Source organism: Vreelandella sp. DA03-1M (assembly GCF_055725665.1).
Genome location: NZ_CM146798.1, coordinates 2,957,344 through 2,977,708, shown reverse-complemented (window position 1 = coordinate 2,977,708; position 20,365 = coordinate 2,957,344). Strand labels below are relative to the sequence as shown.

Sequence of the window (20,365 nt, the reverse complement as noted above, 5' to 3'; positions counted from 1 at the left end):
CGTGTGGATTGCAAAGTGAAGCGCCTAGCGCAAATTAAGCGCCTTGCGGCTATATAACGCCAGTAGGGATGAAGTTCAAGCATTGATCGGTTTTTTTAGTGGAAAAGTTAATAATTAGCGGTTATCTCGCTGTTTTTGTAACTCCACAAGCGCAAGCTGAGCCTCTACACGTTCCGTTACGTCTTTTTGTACGCCAATGTAATACATCAGCTCGTCTGCTTCGTCGTAGACCGGTGTAATGGATAATTCATTCCAAAACATGGTGCCGTCTTTACGGTAATTACGCAGTACTTCGCGAGAAGGACTGCCATCTTTAAGCGCGTCTCGGATAGAGATCAGGGCATCCTGGTCGCGGTCTTCGTTCTGCAAAAAACGACAGTCGCGATACAGAATTTCATCTGCGCTATAGCCCGTTAAGCGTTCAAAGCCTTTATTGACGTAGATGAGGATATTTTCATCGCCTTCCTGTTCAGCAACAACAATACCGTCTTCCGAGGCGTCAATTATGCGTTCGAGCAGCTCTGGACTGATCAATGGAGATCGTTTCATCAAGGGGTTCCTGTTGCAGCTCCAATCCTTCCCGCCGTTCAAAGTGGCTTTTTTTGCCTGTGAACGGGCAGCATTTCAAATCATTTATTATCAGCAGCATAGCAAGGGCTCCAATCTACCGCTGCTATCTGGCTCTATCATGGCGAGCGTTGTCACGCATTGCAATCGTGTACGCGCACCGTCTCATTCGACCTCGGGTAATTGGTGGGCGCTCAATACAGCCCCCACGGCGGTTGCTGCCAGTATTAGCAGTAGTATGGCGCTACCAAACCATTGTGCAAGAGCGCCAATAATGCCGCCTACCAAAAGCATTAATACGCCTGTTAGCGTATTAGAGAGCGCAACATAAAGCGCCCGATTATCTTGACTCGCCATATCAATGAGGTAGGTTTTTCGCCCCAAGCGTACGCCATGGTGAATAACCACTAAGAGCGCGTAAACCACCGCATAGGGCCAAATGCTTTGTGCCCAGCCGTTTGGCAACCAGACCACGCTGGCAGCTAATAAACAGCAAATAGCCGTACCTACCGCTGCATCGCGCATAACGCTGCGGCTCGATTGGTCGGCGCGCTTGCCCCAGACGGGGCTTGCCACCATCGCTGCAAGCCCGGATACCACAATCAAAATACCCAGGCCGCCGAGGTCGGTGCCACTTTGGTTCTGCCCCAGCAGGGCGATGTAAGGCAAGGCGAGTGCACTTGATAGCAGTAATGCCCTGGCAAGGTTGAAGTGTAGAAAAGTGCGATCATTTTTTAGCAGCGACAGACCTAGCTTAATACTGTCCCAGCCGTTTTCTCCTCCTTCAACGGCGCCAGGAGCTTCTTCAATACGGGCCGCGGCTAAGGCATTCATTAGCCAGCTGCTAGCGGCGACTACGAGTAAGAGCGCCACGATGACATTGCCGGGGCGACTACCAAACAGCATGAGTACAGCGCCCGCCGCCAGCGTAGCACCACCGGCAACGCTGCCGCTCCAGCCCATCAACGTGCCGCGGCGGCGTTTGGAAATGGTTTTACCCAGCACGTCTTTGGTCGCGATAGAGGATAAGCCCCGTGCCAGCGAAAGCAGCACGAGCGCGGCTAACACTAATGCACCGCCCAAAGAGCCGGTGGCGAACAATGCCAGTAGGGCCAGCACTAATGCAGCTAGCGCCTGAATCAACGCACCTGTTACCCATACCCATTTCCGTTTGGGTTTTAAGCGGATAAAACCCGCCACAAAAATTTGTGGCAGTAGCGCACCCGCCTCACGGATGGGCACTAGCAAGCCTACCATCCACACCGGTGCTCCAATAATGCCCATCAGCCACGGTAAAACTAAGCGCGCGCTAGATAACTCGTCAGCCAACTTATTTCCTAAAGAAGCCCATAGGTGTAGGAAAAAGTTGTGCGGCTGTGCGTTGCAAGCACTATCAGGTATGTCATCGCACATGCGGCTATCTTCATCGCCTGTTAGCCACTCATAAAGGCGAGACTGTGAAACATCCGGTTGAGCCATGACGGTTCCTTGGCGATTGCTAATTTAAAATGACAAAATGTTTTCTGAGAACGACATAGTATCCTGCAAAGGAATTTACCGATAAGGAACTCTCAATGCCACGTATTCAAATCCGCTACTGCACTCAATGTCAGTGGCTATTGCGTAGCGCTTGGTATGCCCAAGAACTTCTATCGACCTTCGGTGAGCAACTGACCGAGGTCGCGCTATCCCCCTCTCATGGCGGCGCTTTCGAGATATGGTGTGATGAGCTACTGCTCTGGGAGCGTAAGCGTGATGGCGGCTTTCCCGATATAAAACTTCTTAAGCAGCGTGTGCGAGATCAATTGGATCCAGGGCGAGATTTAGGACATATCGACCGATGAATCAGGATAAGCAAGCCGTCCTCTATGGCCTGGGGGCGGTAGCGCTTTGGTCGACAGTAGCAACGGCTTTCAAAGTAGCACTCGCTTGGATGAGTCCTTTGGAATTGATGTGGCTAGCGGCATTCGTTTCCTGGGCATTAATGGGGGCGCTAGTCATCAAGCAGGGAAATATGTCTAAGGCGCTACGCAGTGGTTGGAAAACGGCTGCATGGGCGGGGCTGATGAATCCCGTGGCTTATTATTTAGTGCTATTCGCCGCCTATGACCGCCTCCCCGGGCAAGAAGCCATGGCGCTGAATTACACCTGGGCGTTAGCGATGGCGTTTTTAGCGGTGCCTTTGCTTGGTCAACGCTTAACCCGAATAGATATCGTTGCTGGGTTGGTCGCTTATGCAGGCGTGTGGGTGATCGCTACACGTGGCTTGGTTTTCAATGTCTCTTTCGCCGATCCGTTAGGGGTTGTACTGGCACTCGCTTCGACACTGCTGTGGGCACTTTATTGGCTTCTCAATGCACGCGATAAGCGACAGCCCCTAGTAGGCCAATGGCAAAATTTCAGCGTGGGTCTACCTGTGTTGACAGTTTTGTTACTGCTTGGCCCAGGTGTGCAGTGGCACGGTTGGCCAGCGTTTGGGGCGGGCGTTTATGTAGGTCTGTTTGAAATGGGTGTGGCGTTTATTTTGTGGCAGCTAGCGGTACATCAAGTGTCGCGCACCGCCAAAGTCTCCAACCTGATTTTTCTTTCACCGCCTGTGTCGCTGTTTTTGCTTTATCTAGTGGTAGGCGAGCCTATTTTGCCTTCAACCCTGGTCGGGTTGGTGCTCATTTTGTTGGGATTAGGGCTTCAGCAAGGACAAAAGGGTAACTAGACAGTTGTTGTTCGGCAAACGAATATTTCTATTTGTTGAATTATTGTTATTTTAGTCCTTGATGTGGGTAGTGATCTAGTATACAAAACCAAGTTAATAGCTAGTTCCTCAGTATGAGCCAACAGTTGCTACTAACAAAATACTGGCATAAAGATGCATGAAGTTTAGCCTTCAGTATAGTGTTGGTTGTAGATTTAAACGAGGTTGTAACGAAAACATGGGAAAAAATGTAGATATTGGTGTATCAGATGAAAATTTCGGTACGGGATTTGAACATCGGGAATTTTCGGAAGGTACGGCTCATTCCAATGAGTCTCAGCGTTGGAAATTGCTCGATTGTATTGCAAAGTATGCCCCTGGTGTAGTGCATACGAGCGTTGAGCGCTCAAAGCAAGCACCACGGGTACCTCATCAAGTACAAAAACCAGCGATGGTACCAACGCTGCGACCAGCGACTCCTCAACAAAAAAATGTTTCCCGGCCCACCTCCTTCGACGCTTTATATGAGCATCCATCATATGAGCATCCATCGCCCACTCAACCGAAGCGACCTTCTTTTGGTCACTTATTTGAAATTTATACCGATAACGGTAACGAGCAACAATCAGATGAAAACGAAGAAACGTCGCTAAAAGCGTTGCTAAGGGAAATTAATTCATGACTCTTATTTGCGTTGCATCACCTAAAGGAGGTGTTGGAAAAACGACGTTAACTGCTAATCTTGCCTACACATTTCAGCGTCAAGGATTTAATGTCACGGTTATCGATTTCGATAGCCAGGATGCGCTGAAATTACATTTTGGCATTGCTTTTAATGACCCGCAAGGATATGTGGCTGAAGCAACTTCAAATCCATATTGGCATGAAATGGTAAGAACTACATCCATTGGCATCAATGTGCTTGCTTACGGTCCCACAACTCGAGAGGAACGCTACCGTTTTGAGAGCTATATCTCCAGTGATCCGCAAGCTCTATATCAATCACTTAGGAGTTTCTATGACTCCCCGGACGATGTTTTATTAGTGGATTTGCCCCCAGGGCATTCGGTTGCTTTAGATGCAATATGTAAATTAAAGCCACTATGTGTGACAGCACTGCTTTCTGATAGCGCTTCTTTGGCTGTTCTGCCTTCCATTGAAGAGGGAAACTTCTATTCAGGAGATGTAAGTAGGCATCTGTATTACGTTGTGAACCAACTGGATTTAAGAAGTGAGCTTAGTCGTGACGTGTATTCGCTTTTAAAAGAACGATTAGGTGCTTCTCTGCTAGGATCTGTACATCGCGATCCTGCGGTGTCTGAAGCACATGCTCTACAGGTCTCTGTTCTACAGCATGCTTATACATCAGCGGTGGTTAATGATTTGGAAGTCATCGCTCATAATCTTATGCGTTTAATGCCGGATACTGCGTTAGTGCAAATTCGTCAGGTAGGTGAGTGATGAAACAGCTTCTGTATAAAACCTGGATTATCCTTTTATTACTTCTTTGCACTCCTATTTTGCTAATTGTGATTTCAACGCCCATGACGCTGAGTAATCAGTTAGCTTTTGGGGGGATTACGGCTGCACTTTTACTTGTGATGGGTCAGGTTAATTCGCCACGTGTACGCTTAGCAATGGCCTTGATTACGGTTATGACCGCGAGTCGTTATATCTATTGGCGGGTGACTGAGACACTGGTTACCGAAGGCCTTCTAGAGTCTATTTTGAGCTTGGGGCTCTTAGGTGCAGAACTGTATGCTTGGCTAGTATTAGTACTTAGCTTTTTTCAATCAGCTTGGCTACTTGAACGTAAAGTTGTGCCATTACCTAAGCAAATCTCTAAATGGCCAACGGTAGACGTTTATATCCCCACCTATAACGAAAGTTTAGATGTCGTTCGTGATACCGTGCTGGCAGCGCAAAATCTTGACTACCCGGCTGATAAAGTTAATGTCTATATTTTAGATGACGGTAAAAGGGCTGAGTTTGCTGCTTTTGCGGCACAAGCAGGAGTGGGTTATATAGCACGTTCAGATAATATGTATGCTAAAGCGGGTAATTTAAATAATGCTCTTCAAAAAACAAAAGGAGAGCTAATTTGTATATTTGATTGTGATCATGTTACGACGCGAGTCTTTTTACAGGCAACAGTGGGTTCATTTCTTGTTGATGAACGTTTAGCACTTATACAGACGCCCCACCATTTTTATTCTCCTGATCCTTTTGAACGTAATCTAGTAAGCGGAAGAGAAGTACCTCACGAAGGTGAGCTTTTCTACGGTCCCATTCAGAAAGGAAATGATTACTGGAACGCAACTTTTTTTTGCGGTTCCTGTGCTGTTATCCGTCGCAGTGCTCTGGCCGAAATCGACGGCTTTGCTGTTGAAACAGTAACGGAGGATGCTCATACAGCATTAAAGTTGCAGAGAAAAGGATGGTCCACCGCATATCTGGGGATACCTCTTGCAGCTGGTTTGGCTACTGAGCGTTTGGCACTACATATCGTTCAGCGAGCGCGATGGGCTCGTGGGATGACACAAATATTGCGCCGTGATAACCCACTTCTGGGACGAGGGTTAAGTATTCCTCAGCGTCTTTGCTACTTGAGCGCAATGCTGCATTTCCAGTTTCCTCTAGCGCGTTTTGTTTTTTTAACGGCGCCGTTAGCTTACCTGCTATTTGGACTTAATATTATCCAGGCCTCTCCGCAGTCAGTTGCGGTGTATGTTTTACCTCACTTGTTTGCTGTCGTTTATACCAATGCAAAACTTGTCGGTCAGTACCGCTATACATTTTGGAATGAAATATATGAAACGGTTCTAACCTTTTATCTTCTTAAACCTTCGATTATTACTCTTTTTAATCCTAACCGTGGCAAGTTTAATGTTACCGAAAAGGGCGGGCGGCTAGATCGAAGTTTTTTTGATTTTAATGTCACACGACCACATTTATTTTTGCTAGCGTTACTGACGGCCGGTACGCTATGGGGCATTATACGCTTCGTCTGGTGGAACCCGGAAGGTGAACAATTAAGCGTTTTACTCTTCAATATAATCTGGGCTTCCTTTAGCGCTTTCTTTTTGATGGCGGCAATCGCGGTAGGAAGTGAGCAACGACAAGTTCGTGAATACGTGCGGATTAAACTCAGTCGCCCTGCGGTATTGCATCTAGTCGGTGGTTATACCTTAACGGCGGCCACTCAAAACCTTTCAATGGGGGGGATGCAAATCGCTGCAATAGCGGGCTTTTCTGAAGATTCCCGAATTGATTTTGTTGAAATGAAATTCGACGGCCATCCAGTTCTTTTTCCAGTGCATGTAGTGAGCCATGATAACCAGCATATCCGTCTACGGTTTGGCAGCTTGAACGTGGCGCAACGTCGACAGTTGGTCAAATTAGTTATGGGGCGTGCAGATGCTTGGTTACAAAAACGTAAACTTCCCCAAGATCAGCCACTTCGCTCCATGTGGACGGTCATTCGTGCAGTTACAGGTCTGTTTTTCAAAAACTGGAAGGAGAATCGCCTATTTGCAAGAGGTGCTTCAGGCGCAAAACAAGTTAAGGAGGCAGAAGGCATCCCCACCAGTGCAGCACCAGTAGCAGCTCAAGCAACGACTCCAGCGTCAACATGGGTATGGCGCATGGTGTTGGTCGCTTTAATTGTGATTGGCATTATGTCTACTCAGCGGGCATGGAGCCAAGAGTTAGGTGTTTCACCGCTGCCACCGCAATCAAAGTTGTTGATGTCAGATACTTTATCGCCTGACAATTCATTTTTGCCTGACGTTGAAGTGAGCGCGAGAGGAGGGCTGGCTTTCAATATGCCGACTCAAACTCGCGAACGCATCTACCCGCTTTTACAGCAAACGAATAGCGAATCGTTAGAACCTAATACCTTACGCATACAGGGTAATGGAGCCCAGGCGGGGGTGGAGTTCGCCTTACGCAGTGATGAAGTGTCAACGGAAGCTGTATTGCATTTGGAGATACGCTATTCCGATATGTTATTGGAAGGACTTAGTCAGTTAGACGTTAATCTAAACGGCATAGTGGTTGATACTCTTGAACTTGATCGCTTCACCGCAGATCATCTAGTGGCTGAAATTACTATCCCTCCTGAGTTAATTGTATCCTACAACACATTGTTGCTGAGTATTACAGGTCAAACATTAGAGCAGTGTAATAACCTGCTGAGTAAAGATATTTGGGTGGAAATACTGCCTAGCTCGACACTTACAGTAGACGTTCAATCATTACCACCAGTAAGCGGTTTAGCTAATTTGCCAGCTCCATTTTTTGATATAGCAGACATGGATCGGCTGGAATTACCCTTTGTTATGCCTGCTTCTCCCTCTGAAACGTTACTGAGTGCCAGTGCTATTTTAGCGTCGCATTTTGCGGTTGAATCTGGATTTAGGGGGGCGGATTTTCCAGTTCATCATACCCAAATACCTGACCAGCATGCGGTTGTGATAGGCACCCCTGAGCAAATGCCGCTAGGGGTGGAGTTGCCGCGGATTAATGGGCCAACTTTACTGCAACAAGCCAATCCCAATAATCCTATGTATCGCTTGCTTATTGCGACGGGGAAAACCGAACAGGAAGTGAAAAATGCTGCAACTTATTTAGCTAGTTATCAAGCGAGGCTGAGTGGGGATAGCGAACAAGTTAGCGCTCCTCTTTTTCCTTTGAGGAAACCTTATGACGCACCTAACTGGCAGGCACTTAATGAACCAATATTTCTCACTAGCATGACAAGTAGCAGTGAAATGGTCGGTGAAGGTATTCGTCCTCCGCCACAAAACTATAGCTTCCGTCTACCGCCAAACATACACTTGTGGCCCGGTGACGATGTCACGTTGGAGATAGGTTATGAGTTCCCACGTGGCGATTGGTTAAATGAAAGCGACTCACGCTTAGAGGTGGAATTAAACGGGTCTTATCTTGGCTCTTTACCCGTTGAAAAACGCTCGCTAGCTTGGGATGCATGGAGGCTACTGGGCAATGATATTCGCCAAGAAAGAGCAACGTTACGTATTCCACAAGAGCAGCTATATGGAAATAACCAACTTAGTTTCTACTTTAATATGGCCGTCAATACGCCTGAAGATGGTTGCGAGCTTGGCCTGCCTGATCGTATTGAAACGCGACTTTATCCAGACTCATATTTAGATATGAGTGACGCGCAACATTTTGCAGTGTTACCCGAACTCTCGTACTGGTTAAGTGCTGGCTTTCCATTTACCCAGTGGGCGGATTTATCTCAAACGACATTGATGGTGGCAAGTGAGCCTGACGCTGTGGAAATTAGCACCGCGCTTGGTTTGATTGGTCGTATGGGGGCTTCCACGGGTTATCCAAGTACGGCCTTAAATATACGAAAAGGATTAACCCTTAATGACAGCCTAGCCCAGCAAGATATCCTGGTCGTTGCTCGCGCTGATCAATTAGAAAATAGCCAGCTCAATAGCCACATAGACCCATTTAGCATTCAGCAAGGCGCTTTGCGTGTTACACCGTTAAGTCTGCTTAGTCGTCTCAACTTGTGGTCGCAGGCACAGTGGGGAAAAGACGTAGAACGTTCACGTAACAGGCTCGGTAGTCAAGCACCAGAACAAGTGTTAATGGGAGTTCGGTCACCGCTTAATCCAATGCGAAGTATCGTGGTAGCAACTGCTTTTCACGATGAAGGAATGCGGACGTTAGCTGCGATCATTGATCAACCCCAAATTAGCCGTCAAGCAGTAGGTGACTTAGTAGTGATCTCTCCTGATCACAAAGTTAATGCTTATCAAGTTGGGCCCCGGACAGCGCGAGGAAGAATGGTCTGGCATCGACTTATTCGCTGGTATGCAGGGCAGTATATTATTCCTATGCTGCTGGCGATGGTGACGGTACTTTTATTAATGGCGGGAGTTTTTTATAGCGCTCTCAAGCGGCGGGCATTGCGGCGCGCATATAGTGGTAGCAATACGCACCCTGGCGGGAAATAAATATGTATACATCACCCGTACCTACTATCATGAAGTTAAAAAAGCGGCTTTTGCTAAGTGCATTCGCCTGCTGCGTTCCAGTGTCAACTGCGTGGGGGCAAGATAACTCGCAAACCGCCCTAGATGCTTTATTACGCCAAGCTGATTTCTGGCAAGAAAATCAACGTCCGGATTTAGCTAGGCAAGCCTTAGAGCGATACCTTTCTGGTCGGCCGGACGACCCAGAAGTTCTGTTCCGATTAGCGCAACAAGCCCTCGTGGATGAACAACCTGATCAAGCGGAGCAGTGGATTCAGCGCCTTGCAGAGGTATCACCTAATAACCCGCGTCTAATCGAGCTAGACCAGCTTCAGCAGGGCAGTGAGTTAGACACCGCGCAGCTGAATCGTGCTCGTCAGTTAGCCCGTGCTAACCGCTATGAAGAGTCGGTAACCGCATACCGGGAGTTATTTAGAGGTGAAACACCTCCTCGAGGTTTGGCGGTTGAGTATTACCAAACATTGGCCGGTGGCAGCGATACTCAATGGCGAGAGGCGCGTGATGGCCTGCGCCAGTTTAGTAATAAATATCCTGAAAATGATCCTCTAAGCCTTGCCTTAGGAAAGGTCTTAACCTATCGCGAGGGCACCCGCCGTGAAGGAATTGATCAGTTAGCACAGATAGCGCAAGAAGATGGCTTAGATGCGGCGGCTGCACGGAGTGCTTGGCGTCAAGCATTATTGTGGCTAGAGGCCACGCCTGCGGACCAAACGCTTTATCAGGCTTATGCACAGGCCAACCCAAGTGATACCGAAGTGATACAGCGGTTCGAAGACTCCATTGCTCAGAACTCTCGTGCAATCGGCTTTACTGCGCTTCAGTCTGGAGAGCTTGGCAATGCGGAGGAGTCATTTCGGCAAGCGCTTAACGTTAATTCTCAAGACGCAGAGGCTAAAGTCGGTTTAGGGCTGATACTGCTACGTAGGCAGCAGTTTGCTGAAGCGAGAGATTTACTCGGTGAAGCGATGGATGAAGTGCCTGCTCAGCGAGAACAGTGGGCGGCCGCGTATCAAAGCGCAGCGTTTTATGCCCGCTTGGGAGAAGCTCGGCGTTTAGCGGAGGCGAATAATCTTGAGCAGGCGCTTGGGCAAGTACGGCCGCTTACTCAGCAGAACGGTGATGCAGGGCGTGCCGCCCGACTGTTAGAAGCAGACATTTTGCGCAGGCAGCAGCGTCTGGATGCTGCAGAACAGGCCTACCGCGGCCTTCTGGAAGCCCGTCAAAATGATGTAGACGCGCGTGTTGGTTTGGTTCAAGTACTGTCTGATAAAGGTGATTGGGCGACTGCTCAGCAAGTAGCGCAGGCTCTTCCGGAAAGTGCCCGCAGCCAAATTGGCGGATTAACCACTGCGCAAGTGGAGGCGCTGCGTCGTCAAGCGCGTCAGCAGGATAGTTTTGGGGCTGAGACGGCGCTTCGCGAAGCCCTTGCTTTATCGCCAAATGATCCTTGGACGCGGCTCGACTTAGCACGGGTTTTAGCTGATCAATCACGCCCTGATGAAGCGCAAGCCTTGATGGTGCCTTTTCAAAGCGGCAGTGCAACACCTGACCAACGCTACGCCGCTGCGTTATTTGCTTCTGAGCAGGAACGTTGGTCAGAAACCCAGCGTTTGCTATCTGGGATTCCGGCCAATGCAATAACCGCTGATATGCAATCACTTCAGCAGCAGGCGCAAATTCAGCAGCCCCTCACGGAAGCAATTGCTCAGCTAGAGCAGGGAAATCGCACTGCCGCAATTGCCTCACTACAGCAGTTATATCTTCGCTATAGAGATTCTGAGCTGACGCCAAATCAGGTTAGTCAAATTGCGGGAGCTTTATCTCAGGCGGGTGCAAAAAGTGAAGCCCTTCGTTGGGTGGAGCGCGACTTAGCCCGTGGAATTGACGAGCAAACACCCAACGAATATATCAACCACGTGCTGGTGATGGCCCAGGCAGGGCGCCCAGAAGCAGCTCGCCAATTATTTCATCGTTTAGCTGCTTATCCTCAATGGCAAGAAAATCAAGATGCGTTAGCAGTAGAACGTGGGTTGGTTATTATTGAAGCTGACCAACTGCGTCAGAGTGGCCGCTTAGCTAGTGCTTATGATCGGCTTGCTGAACCGATGCGACAAACACCTGACAATGAAGATTTATTGTTGGCGATGGGTCGTGTATATGCTGATGGGGGGCGCCAAGCACAAGCAGAACAAATTTACACCTATGTGTTGACTCGTCATCCACAGAGTGAGCAGGCGCTGCTAGGCGCTGTGCAAACGGCGCTTTCTAACAACCGCACGAGTCAAGCTAGCCAGCTGCTGGAGCGCTATGCGTCAGAGGAGCAAACGGCTGATATACTACTACTCCGCGCCCAAGTTGCTCGAGCTAACGGCCAGAGCCTTGGAGCACTGGCTTTATTGAGCGAAGCCCGCCAGCGGTTAAGTGGACAAGAAGGCGAGGTTGCTGCCCTTTCTCAAAGACAGAATCCGTTTACGGATAGGGCCAGAGGAACCGCAAATTATTCACAACGACCTAGCTGGCTACCGAGCGCTAGCCGCGAAATCAGCAGCGACGTTGAGCTCGCTGAAACAGAGATGCAAGCCCCGACTGTAAGCCAACAGATTGATGATCTCTCTAGAGAGATTAGGCGCGAGCGGGCGCCAAGAGTTACCACCGAGTTTGTGTTTAATTTCCGCGATGGCGAGAGTGGCTTGAGCCAACAGGATCGCATTGAAGCTCCCTTGCGTTTTTCAGCAATACCATTCGGAGAGGGCCGTCTTGAAGTAGCGATCACGCCAACACAAGTAACGGCGGGAACGCCTGAGGGAGATGGCCTGCGACGCTATGGGCGCAGTGGTCTGGCTGAGAGTGCCAGTACATTAAATCAGTCGTTGGGTGGCGTCTCCTCTATCTTGGACGAGATTGAGTCAGCCGTAACAAACTTTTTCGCTGCCCAGAGTAGCCTGGATGCTGCAGTAAATGAACAAGAGGCGGTTAGATTGGCTGCTGAACTAGAGGAGGCGAGAGGCTTTTATGAGGCAGCTCTTGAGCGTAATCCACTATTTGAAGCAGGCTTAACGGTCGCCAGTCTGACTGATCAACAGCTAGCGCTATTTAATAGTTACCTTGAAGAAAATAGTGTCAATTTTGCTGAGCTAGACCTGGACGGCGAGTCTTTAAGTGCGTTTGCAAATAGTCGTGAGCAGATTGAAACTGCCCTTGCTGGCATCCAAAGCCGTTTGCAGACAGAGGCACAATCAGCACGTCCCTCCAGCCTACGGGATAGCGGTTCGGGGCTAGAACTTAGTTATACAAATCGCAACCTAAACTTGGATATTGGCAGCACGCCTCTTGGGTTTGAAGAAACAAATTTGGTTGGTGGTATCAATTGGCGCCCTGAGGTCGCTGACAATATATCGCTGAATTTTACTGCTGAGCGCCGAGCTGTGAAGGATAGTGTACTTTCGTATGCGGGCACCTACGATGCTTATTCTGGCGATACGTGGGGTGGAGTAGTGAGCACCGGTGGCCGAGCAGGTATCAATTACGATACTGAAACAGGCGGTCTCTATGCTGATATTGGTACATATCGATATACCGGTAATAACGTTGCCGATAACCAGTCATATGAACTATCTCTGGGTGGCTATGCGCGTCCGATCAATAATGAACGTCGTCGGCTGCAAACGGGTGTTCATATTTCTGCGATGGCTTTTGATGATGATCTCAGCCACTTTACCTATGGGCATGGAGGATATTTCAGTCCTCAGGACTACGTTAGCGTGACCTTCCCTATCAATTATCAGGAAAACTTTACCGACCAGTTAACGTTGGGTGGATACATTGCTCCAGGTTTCCAAAGCTATAGTACTGATGAAAGCAATTATTTTCCCACTGATCCGGATGCACAAGCGTTGCTAGATGTGTTTGCTGCCTTGGGAGCGACGCAAGAATCACGCTATGAGGGAGAGAGCGAAAGTGGTGTAGGTCTTTCATTCGGTGGAACTATGAAGTATCAAATGACCCCGGAACTTTCCCTTGGCGGCAATGTGGACTTCAATAGCTTCGGTGATTACAACGATACATCCGCGAGTATGTTTATGAACTATATCTTTGGAGATAGCGGTGAACGAGCCAGATAATCATATTCAACACATCGAGTACTACGCTAAGCGACACTGTAGTCCCCAGTGGCGGCTTTTTTTAGAACTGGTCTTTGATGAGCTCTCTAATAACGCGGGTAAAGAGGAATCATCTGGTTTTTGGCACCATATCGGTAGTCGAATAGCTGCAGAAAAGCCTATTGGAGAGTGCGCTACGCTAGAGCGGCTGGAGCAAGCCGTCAACGATGAATTAGGCCTGCTGGACTGGGGGCAGGCGAGCATCGTGGCCGAAAATAAAGCAATGCATATTTGTCATACTGCATTCCCAGTACCAGGATCGTCTCCGGAGCGCCTCGATACCAGTTTGCTAGCAATGTCCGCATTGCTAGAAGGCGTGTTTAAAGGGTGGCTGCAACAGCAGGGTGGAGATTTTGATGTGCCTATCAGATGTATAAGTCGTAATCTAGAACAGCGTGAATGCACTTTCCTCTATGGTCGTTAGCGGCTTTTGTTAATGGAGCTGCACAATTAAAGGGCTAACCGAAAATGCTGTATCGGTTTACGTTAAGCGCTGGGCTTCTTGTCTGTTTGTTCAGCAGCATAAGTGCAGCCCAGGCAGACTCTGCTTGGCACGTCTATCGTGAGCGCTTTGTTAATGCAGAGGGAAGGGTGATTGACACAGGTAATCACAATATCAGTCACTCGGAAGGGCAAGGGTGGGGCATGATGCTTGCTCAGCATTATAATGATCAGAAAACGTTTGATCAGATTTGGCGCTGGACCCGCCGTCACCTGAATAGACCGGATGTATCACTCTTCTCTTGGCGATATGACCCTCGCGATATACCAGCAGTGCGCGATCGAAATAACGCAACCGATGGTGATTTATTTATTGCCTGGGCATTATATTTAGCAGCCGAGCGCTGGGATAACGCTAATTATGCGAGTGCATCAAAAAGTATACGAAGCGCAATACTTGAAAACCTAACATACGAAGTTGCTGGCTTTCAGGTGTTACTGCCAGGCATAGAAGGTTTTCGTCGCAACGAAGGAGCTGATCTCAACCTCTCATACTGGTTTATTCCCGCGTTACAAGACTTCGCTGAAATTGAGCCGAATGAGTCCTGGGACCGCCTGATTAATGATGGCGTTAAATTACTGGATCAAGCACGTTTTGGCGCATATTTATTGCCAACCGATTGGGTTCAAATCACTCAGGAGGGTGAATTGAGCCCGGCAACAAACTGGGCGCCTAGATTCGGTTTTGATGCTGTTCGTATCCCGCTCTATTTTGTATGGGGTGGGCGTGAGGAAGCCAGCGGCCTTGGCAGTATTAAGGCTTTTTGGGATGATCCTGTACATCAACCAGCACCCGCTTGGGTTGATGTGGTAAGTGATGAGCGTGCTGAATATCCGATTTCACGTGGAGTGGATGCGATTAGAGCCTATGTCAGTGGCGAAACGTTGCCTAGCTCAACACCTCAACAGCAGGACGACTATTTTTCAGCAACACTGCTGATGTTAGTCCATATGGCAGAAGATATGCACTAACGTTTATTTCATAGGGCGGTTTATCCACCCGTCGATAAAGTAGATAAACAGCTTTTTGTTAACCTTACTGAACCGCTGCCTGATGCGTTGTCTCTAACTGCCCCTCAACCAGGGGCTCAATCAGCGGCTCAAGCTCGGGCCACACATTGTCGAGGATAATCGGCTGTGCATCGGCGGTAGGATGAATGCCGTCACTTTGCATTAACGCGTTGTTTAGGGCTATATCCTCCAGCAAGAAAGGCACTAAAGAAATGTTGTACTCTTCTGACAGCGAGTGGAAAACCCCGGTAAAAGCATCCCGGTACGCTTGGCCATAATTGGGCGGTATATCGATCCCTAGTAGCAGTACTTGTGCACCTGCCTCTTGGCTCTGCTCAATCATGCTGGCTAAGTTCGCCTGCATTTGATTGGGTGCCAGACCGCGCAAACCGTCATTGCCGCCTAATTCCAGTAGAACAATATCCGGTTGCTGCTGTCCGAGAATATCAGAGAATCGTTGTAGACCTCCGGATGTGGTTTCACCGCTAATGCTGGCGTTAATGACGTTCACCTCGCCTTCTAAACGCTCTGCCAGCAGGCTCACCCAGCCCTCTTCACGCTCAATACCGTAGGCGGCGCTTAAGCTATCGCCCATCACTAATAGGCTGGGTGACTGTTCGGTATTGGTAGGCGAAGCGTTGATAGACACCGAGGCAAAGGTGACTATCAGCAACACCAGCCATCCGGTTACCATGCGGTTCAGTCCATGCCATGCCACAGGGATGCCACGCTTCATGTCTTACTCCTTAAATCAAAGCTCTTCAAATCAAAGCTCTTCAAATCAAAGCTCTTCAAATCCATGTTCTTCAAATCCAAACTCCTCAGATAAAACTGAAAATACTGCTACGGATATATCAATGTCGAGCGAGTCACCCTACGGTGAGCGCCAGCCTAATACCGACAACCAAGCGTTAAGCGATGTTCCACAAGGCGCCGTTAGGCATCCTGTTCTGCATGCCGATAAGCTGTCTAAAAAAGTGACGAGCGGTGAACGCTCACTAACTATCTTACACGACCTATCGCTAAGCGTGGCGGCAGGTGAAAGTGTGGCGATTCTAGGCAAGAGCGGTGCGGGGAAATCAACCCTACTAGGGCTACTGGCTGGCCTTGATACTCCAAGCGATGGTGAGCTAACACTCTTCGGCCATGCATTGAGCCGCTTGGATGAAGATGGGCGAGCTGCGCTACGCGCTGGGCGAGTGGGCTTTGTGTTCCAGAACTTCCAACTGCTGCCCACGTTGAGCGCGCTTGAAAACGTCATGTTACCCCTCGAACTCTCACCGCGTGCAGGGGAGACACAAACCGCTGCCCAGTGGTTGGAGCGTGTTGGACTTGGCGAGCGAGTGAATCACTTACCCAAACAACTTTCCGGTGGTGAGCAGCAGCGCGTTGCCGTTGCCCGTGCTTTCGTTACCGACCCCGAGCTGGTATTTGCCGATGAGCCCACCGGTAATTTGGACCCCGACACCGGCGCGCAAATCATTGACTTGCTCTTCACCCTAAACCGGGAAGCAGGCACCACGCTGATTTTAGTGACTCACGACCATGCCCTGGCGCGTCGTTGTGACCGCTGCCTGCGATTAGATCATGGAAAATTAGAAGCGTTTGTGCCCACCGCGGCTTCGATTGACGAGGGCACGCAATGAGTGATGTGAACTGGCGCCTGGCCATGCGCAGCCTCAAGCGAGACCTGCGTGCCGCTGATGTACGTGCGCTATTTATCGCCCTGGTATTGGCGGTCGCGGCTTCCACCATGATTGCGTTTTTCCTAGATCGCCTAGAGCGCGGCCTAGAGCGCCAGGCGGGCCAAATGCTGGGTGGCGATCTGGTATTAGAGCAGCGTGATCCGTTTTCAGAGGAGCTGCGAGAACGCCTTGAAAATGCAGGTTTCGTACTGAGTGACCAAGTCGATCTGGTATCGATGATTAGCCGCGACGGGCGTTTTCAACCGGCTAGCTTAAAAGCCGTGGATGAGGTCTACCCACACTACGGTACCTCCTATGTAGACTTTGGTGATGGCACCCAGCAAATCGCCTCTGGTCCGCCACCAGGGGAAGCGTGGGCTGACCCGCGCTTGATGGAACTGGTCGAAATCGAGTTGGGTGATCGAGTCCAGGTCGGGGAAACCGAACTGGTCGTAACGGGAATCATTGAGCGCGAAGCGGATCAGTCCGGCGGTTTTGGTAATTTTAACCCGCGTTTAATGATCAATACGGCGGATGTCGAGGCGACTGGCCTGGTTCAAGAAGGCTCGCGGATTGAGTTTGAAATCTTGGCAGCAGGCCCGCCGGAAGCGCTTGATCAGGTGCAAGGCCTGCTTGCTGAGCTACGCCGCGATGGGGTGGAAGTGCGCGATGTTCGCGTTGATCGCCCCCAGCTTGGCAATGCCTTGCAGCGTGCAGAGAGCTATCTGGGGCTGGCCGGTTTAGCAGCGGTACTGCTGGCGGGCGTGGCAGTGGCAATGTCCACTCGCCGTTATGTAGAACGCCACCTGGATACTGCCGCACTGTTGCGTTGCTTTGGCGCCAGCCAGCGTCAGCTAGTGACGATTTTTTCGCTTCAGCTAATGGGGTTGGCGCTGGTAGCCGCCGTGATTGGGGCGCTGCTTGGGCTGATTGGCCAAGCGGTTCTTATCTGGCTGTTGGTGAGTTTCTTACCCATGACGCTACCGCCGCCTGGTCTTATGCCGTTGGGATTAGGCGTGTTTACGGCTCTTGCCGTGCTGGTGGGGTTTGCTGGGCCAACCCTGCTGCGTATCAAACGAGTGAGCGCATTAAAAGTTCTGCGTCGCGAATTAGATCCGCTGCCGCCTTCGGCCTGGCTGGTGGTGGGTGTGGCAAGCCTCGTGTTTGGCGGGTTGTTGTGGCTCTATTCGGGTAGCCTGCCGCTGGCGATTGCGCTGTTGATTGGCGGGGCGGCTCTGCTCGGTGTGCTATGGATGATTAGCGCGCTGCTGCTTAGCGGTTTATTGCGCGTCGTACAGCGATTCTCAGGACGTAGTGAGTGGTCTCAGGCGCTCCGCTTAGGCGGCCGCCAGCTAGCACGGCGTCGCCAAGCGGGCCTAGGCCAGTTACTGGCCTTTTCGGTGACCTTCTTTGCCATGGCGATGATTGTACTGGTACGGGGCGACCTGCTCAGCACGTGGCAAGACCAACTGCCTGACAATACCCCCAACTACTTTGCCATCAATATCCAGCCTTCCGAACGCGATCCTTTCGATGCGGCAGTTTCGCCACGGGTGGAAACCCAAAGCACCCTATATCCAATGGTGCGTGGGCGAGTGATTGCCATTAATGGCCATCCGCCTGGAGATGCTGTGCCGCCTGATGCCCGCGGTGACAACTCGCTGCGCCGGGAGCTCAACCTGACGTGGCAATCTGAAGTGCCAGAGGGCAATGCTGTGGTGGCCGGTGAATGGTTCTCGCCAGCCCAGTTGGGAGGCGACACAAACAGTGAGGAGGGCAATGAAGAGGACAGTGAAGGCCAAGGTTGGATGAGCGCCGTTGAGGCAACGCAGCAAGCGGCGCCAGTACCCATCTCCATGGAGGATGGACTCGCTGAAAGGCTTGGCTTAAGCATTGGTGATGAGATGACCTTCTCGGTGGGTAGCGATGAAATCACCACCCAAATTACCAGCCTGCGCAGCCTGAATTGGGATAGTTTTCAGCCTAATTTCTTCGTCATTTTTCCGCCGGGTGTGCTGGAACAGTTTGGGCATAGCTACATCACCGCCTTTCATCTGCCTGAAGCGGAGCAGGGGTTGATCCGGGAGCTGATTGCCGAATTCCCAGGAGTTTCCTTACTGAATGTTGATGCCATTTTGGGCCAGGTGCGGGATGTACTCGGCCAGGTTACACGGGCGGTGGAGTTAGTGCTTGCATTGGTCCTATTGGCAGGGATAAGCGTACTGTATGCCGCACTGACTGCAAGCTTACCTGTGCGCGCCCATGAAAGCGGTCTATTACGCGTATTTGGCGCAGGCAGTAAAATGATTTCACGGGTGCAGGGCGCTGAATACGCGTTGCTGGGCTTTGCCAGTGGGTTGATGGGGGCGGTACTGGCTGAATTGACCACCGCAGCGTTGTACGTCTTTTTGTTGGATCTAACCCCGCGCCTTCATCTGGGGCTATGGATTTTCCTCCCCATTGGCGGTGCTGTGCTGATTGGCGTGATAGGTCATGCACTTTCGCGGGGATTACGTCGCCAAGCGCCAGCGGCCAGCCTGGGGCTACTCGGTGAGGCTTGAACCTATTTTGCGAGCCAGAAACCGACCACCAGGGCGCTAATGACAGCAACAAAAAAGACCAGATTACGAGCGCGGGTATCGCGGTGTGGTTTCATAATGGCACCAAATGAGGGTGGAGGTAAAAGAGGCGGAAGCATAACGCCGGGCATGGTAACGTTTGTCGCTTACGTCGTCATCTTGCTTGCCTTATAACGTTGCCGTTTGTTCAGGATGGTTGATTATGCCCCACACCGAATCTACGGCTGCACGCAGCGTTGCGCCGCAGCCGCTTTCTCTTGCCCAGGGTCGCCTGGCCGCCCTTAGTTGGGGGCGCGCTGATGCCCCGGTTTGGCTGGCTCTGCACGGCTGGCTGGATAATGCAGCCAGTTTTACTCGGTTAGCCCCGCTTCTGGTAGAGTCATTGGATATGCGTGTCGTGGCACTGGATTTTCGCGGCCATGGTCATTCGGCACATGTGCCCCAGGGCGGTGGCTATGCGCTATGGGAGTACTGCCACGATGTGTTGGATGCCATGGAAGACCTCGGCCTTAACCAGGTTAGCGTGTTGGCCCACTCCATGGGCGCCGCAGTGGCTTGCTTACTTGCTGCTGCGCTGCCTGAACGGGTGGAGCGGCTAACGTTGATTGACGGGCTGGGGGCGCTTAATACGCCCATTGAAGAGACCGCTAGCCAACTGCGCAAAGGACTGACAGCCTACCGTCGGCCACTTTCCCGCGCGCCGCGCTACCCGGATATCGAGAGTGCCATCGCTGCGCGTGTTGCGGGAGGCGTCACGCCGGTGGACACCATTACGGCCACACCGTTAGTGGAGCGCAACACCCAGCCCACCGCCGATGGCCATGTGCAAATGCGCACCGACAGTCGCTTGCTGAAGCCTTCATTGGTGCGCTTCACGCCCGAACAGGTGTTGTCATTGCTGGCGGAAATCAGCGCTCCAGTGCTATTGGTTGAAGGGGAGCAGGGGATTCTGGGTGAACGCGCCTGGGCGGTTCAGGCGCGGCAAGCAGTAAAAGCATTGACCCGGCATGTGCTTAATGGCGGCCACCACTTGCATCTGGAACCCCGTGCCGTAGCGCAAGTCGCCGCAGTAATTGGCGCTCACTGGGTTACGAGCGGCAGGGTTAAGACCGATAAGGCCTAGCGATGGATAGCA

14 protein-coding genes are annotated in these 20,365 nt (G+C 50.7%); 11 read left to right on the top strand and 3 right to left on the bottom strand.

The window, feature by feature from the left end; all coding sequences use genetic code 11:
• Window positions 1-114: 114 nt before the first annotated feature.
• Together ACXUPB_RS13960 and ACXUPB_RS13955 are read right to left on the bottom strand one after the other, a co-directional pair.
• Window positions 115-549: a PAS domain S-box protein gene (locus ACXUPB_RS13960; protein WP_035563190.1), complete on the bottom strand. Its 435-nt coding sequence runs from the start codon at window positions 547-549 to the stop codon at window positions 115-117.
• 183 nt (window positions 550-732) lie between these two features.
• The gene (locus tag ACXUPB_RS13955) at window positions 733-2,046 is read right to left on the bottom strand and encodes an MFS transporter (protein WP_035563193.1); all 1,314 of its coding nucleotides are present in this window, start codon (window positions 2,044-2,046) and stop codon (window positions 733-735) included.
• A 95-nt stretch (window positions 2,047-2,141) separates the two neighbouring features.
• Here ACXUPB_RS13955 and ACXUPB_RS13950 point away from each other — a divergent pair, with 95 nt between their 5' ends.
• From ACXUPB_RS13950 to ACXUPB_RS13915, 8 genes are all read left to right on the top strand, one after another.
• Window positions 2,142-2,411: an Rdx family protein gene (locus ACXUPB_RS13950; protein ID WP_035563196.1), complete on the top strand. Its 270-nt coding sequence runs from the start codon at window positions 2,142-2,144 to the stop codon at window positions 2,409-2,411.
• Window positions 2,408-3,280 (top strand): DMT family transporter, encoded by an 873-nt coding sequence (locus tag ACXUPB_RS13945; RefSeq protein ID WP_035563199.1) that lies wholly within the window; start codon window positions 2,408-2,410, stop codon window positions 3,278-3,280. The genes ACXUPB_RS13950 and ACXUPB_RS13945 overlap by 4 nt, the downstream gene beginning before the upstream one ends.
• A gap of 217 nt (window positions 3,281-3,497) precedes the next feature.
• Window positions 3,498-3,941, top strand: coding sequence for a hypothetical protein (locus tag ACXUPB_RS13940; protein ID WP_158414206.1), 444 nt, complete (start codon window positions 3,498-3,500; stop codon window positions 3,939-3,941).
• Window positions 3,938-4,720: a cellulose biosynthesis protein BcsQ gene (bcsQ, locus tag ACXUPB_RS13935; RefSeq protein WP_350359377.1), complete on the top strand. Its 783-nt coding sequence runs from the start codon at window positions 3,938-3,940 to the stop codon at window positions 4,718-4,720. Before ACXUPB_RS13940 ends, bcsQ begins: the two co-directional genes overlap by 4 nt.
• Entirely contained in the window at window positions 4,720-9,255 is a 4,536-nt protein-coding gene (gene bcsA, locus ACXUPB_RS13930) for a UDP-forming cellulose synthase catalytic subunit (protein WP_045812104.1), read from the top strand. The genes bcsQ and bcsA overlap by 1 nt, the downstream gene beginning before the upstream one ends.
• 80 nt (window positions 9,256-9,335) lie before the next feature.
• Window positions 9,336-13,415: a cellulose biosynthesis protein BcsC gene (locus ACXUPB_RS13925; protein WP_472952962.1), complete on the top strand. Its 4,080-nt coding sequence runs from the start codon at window positions 9,336-9,338 to the stop codon at window positions 13,413-13,415.
• Window positions 13,399-13,878, top strand: coding sequence for a cellulose biosynthesis protein BcsD (gene bcsD / locus ACXUPB_RS13920; protein WP_035563204.1), 480 nt, complete (start codon window positions 13,399-13,401; stop codon window positions 13,876-13,878). The genes ACXUPB_RS13925 and bcsD overlap by 17 nt, the downstream gene beginning before the upstream one ends.
• A 44-nt stretch (window positions 13,879-13,922) precedes the next feature.
• Window positions 13,923-14,927 (top strand): family 8 glycosyl hydrolase, encoded by a 1,005-nt coding sequence (locus ACXUPB_RS13915; protein ID WP_035563206.1) that lies wholly within the window; start codon window positions 13,923-13,925, stop codon window positions 14,925-14,927.
• Between the two features lie 64 nt (window positions 14,928-14,991).
• Here the strand turns inward: ACXUPB_RS13915 and ACXUPB_RS13910 are convergent, their stop codons facing one another.
• On the bottom strand, window positions 14,992-15,702 hold the full coding sequence (locus tag ACXUPB_RS13910; protein ID WP_035563208.1) for an arylesterase: 711 nt from the start codon (window positions 15,700-15,702) through the stop codon (window positions 14,992-14,994).
• 121 nt (window positions 15,703-15,823) lie between these two features.
• On the opposite strand from ACXUPB_RS13910, the gene ACXUPB_RS13905 reads away from it, so the two are divergent.
• The 3 genes from ACXUPB_RS13905 to ACXUPB_RS13895 all read left to right on the top strand — a co-directional run bounded on the left by ACXUPB_RS13905 (window position 15,824) and on the right by ACXUPB_RS13895 (window position 20,353).
• Window positions 15,824-16,612 (top strand): ABC transporter ATP-binding protein, encoded by a 789-nt coding sequence (locus tag ACXUPB_RS13905; protein ID WP_082072571.1) that lies wholly within the window; start codon window positions 15,824-15,826, stop codon window positions 16,610-16,612.
• Complete coding sequence (locus tag ACXUPB_RS13900; RefSeq protein WP_472952960.1) at window positions 16,609-19,212, top strand: ABC transporter permease; 2,604 nt, start codon at window positions 16,609-16,611, stop codon at window positions 19,210-19,212. Before ACXUPB_RS13905 ends, ACXUPB_RS13900 begins: the two co-directional genes overlap by 4 nt.
• A 220-nt stretch (window positions 19,213-19,432) precedes the next feature.
• Window positions 19,433-20,353: an alpha/beta fold hydrolase gene (locus ACXUPB_RS13895; protein ID WP_472952958.1), complete on the top strand. Its 921-nt coding sequence runs from the start codon at window positions 19,433-19,435 to the stop codon at window positions 20,351-20,353.
• Window positions 20,354-20,365 lie beyond the last annotated feature (12 nt).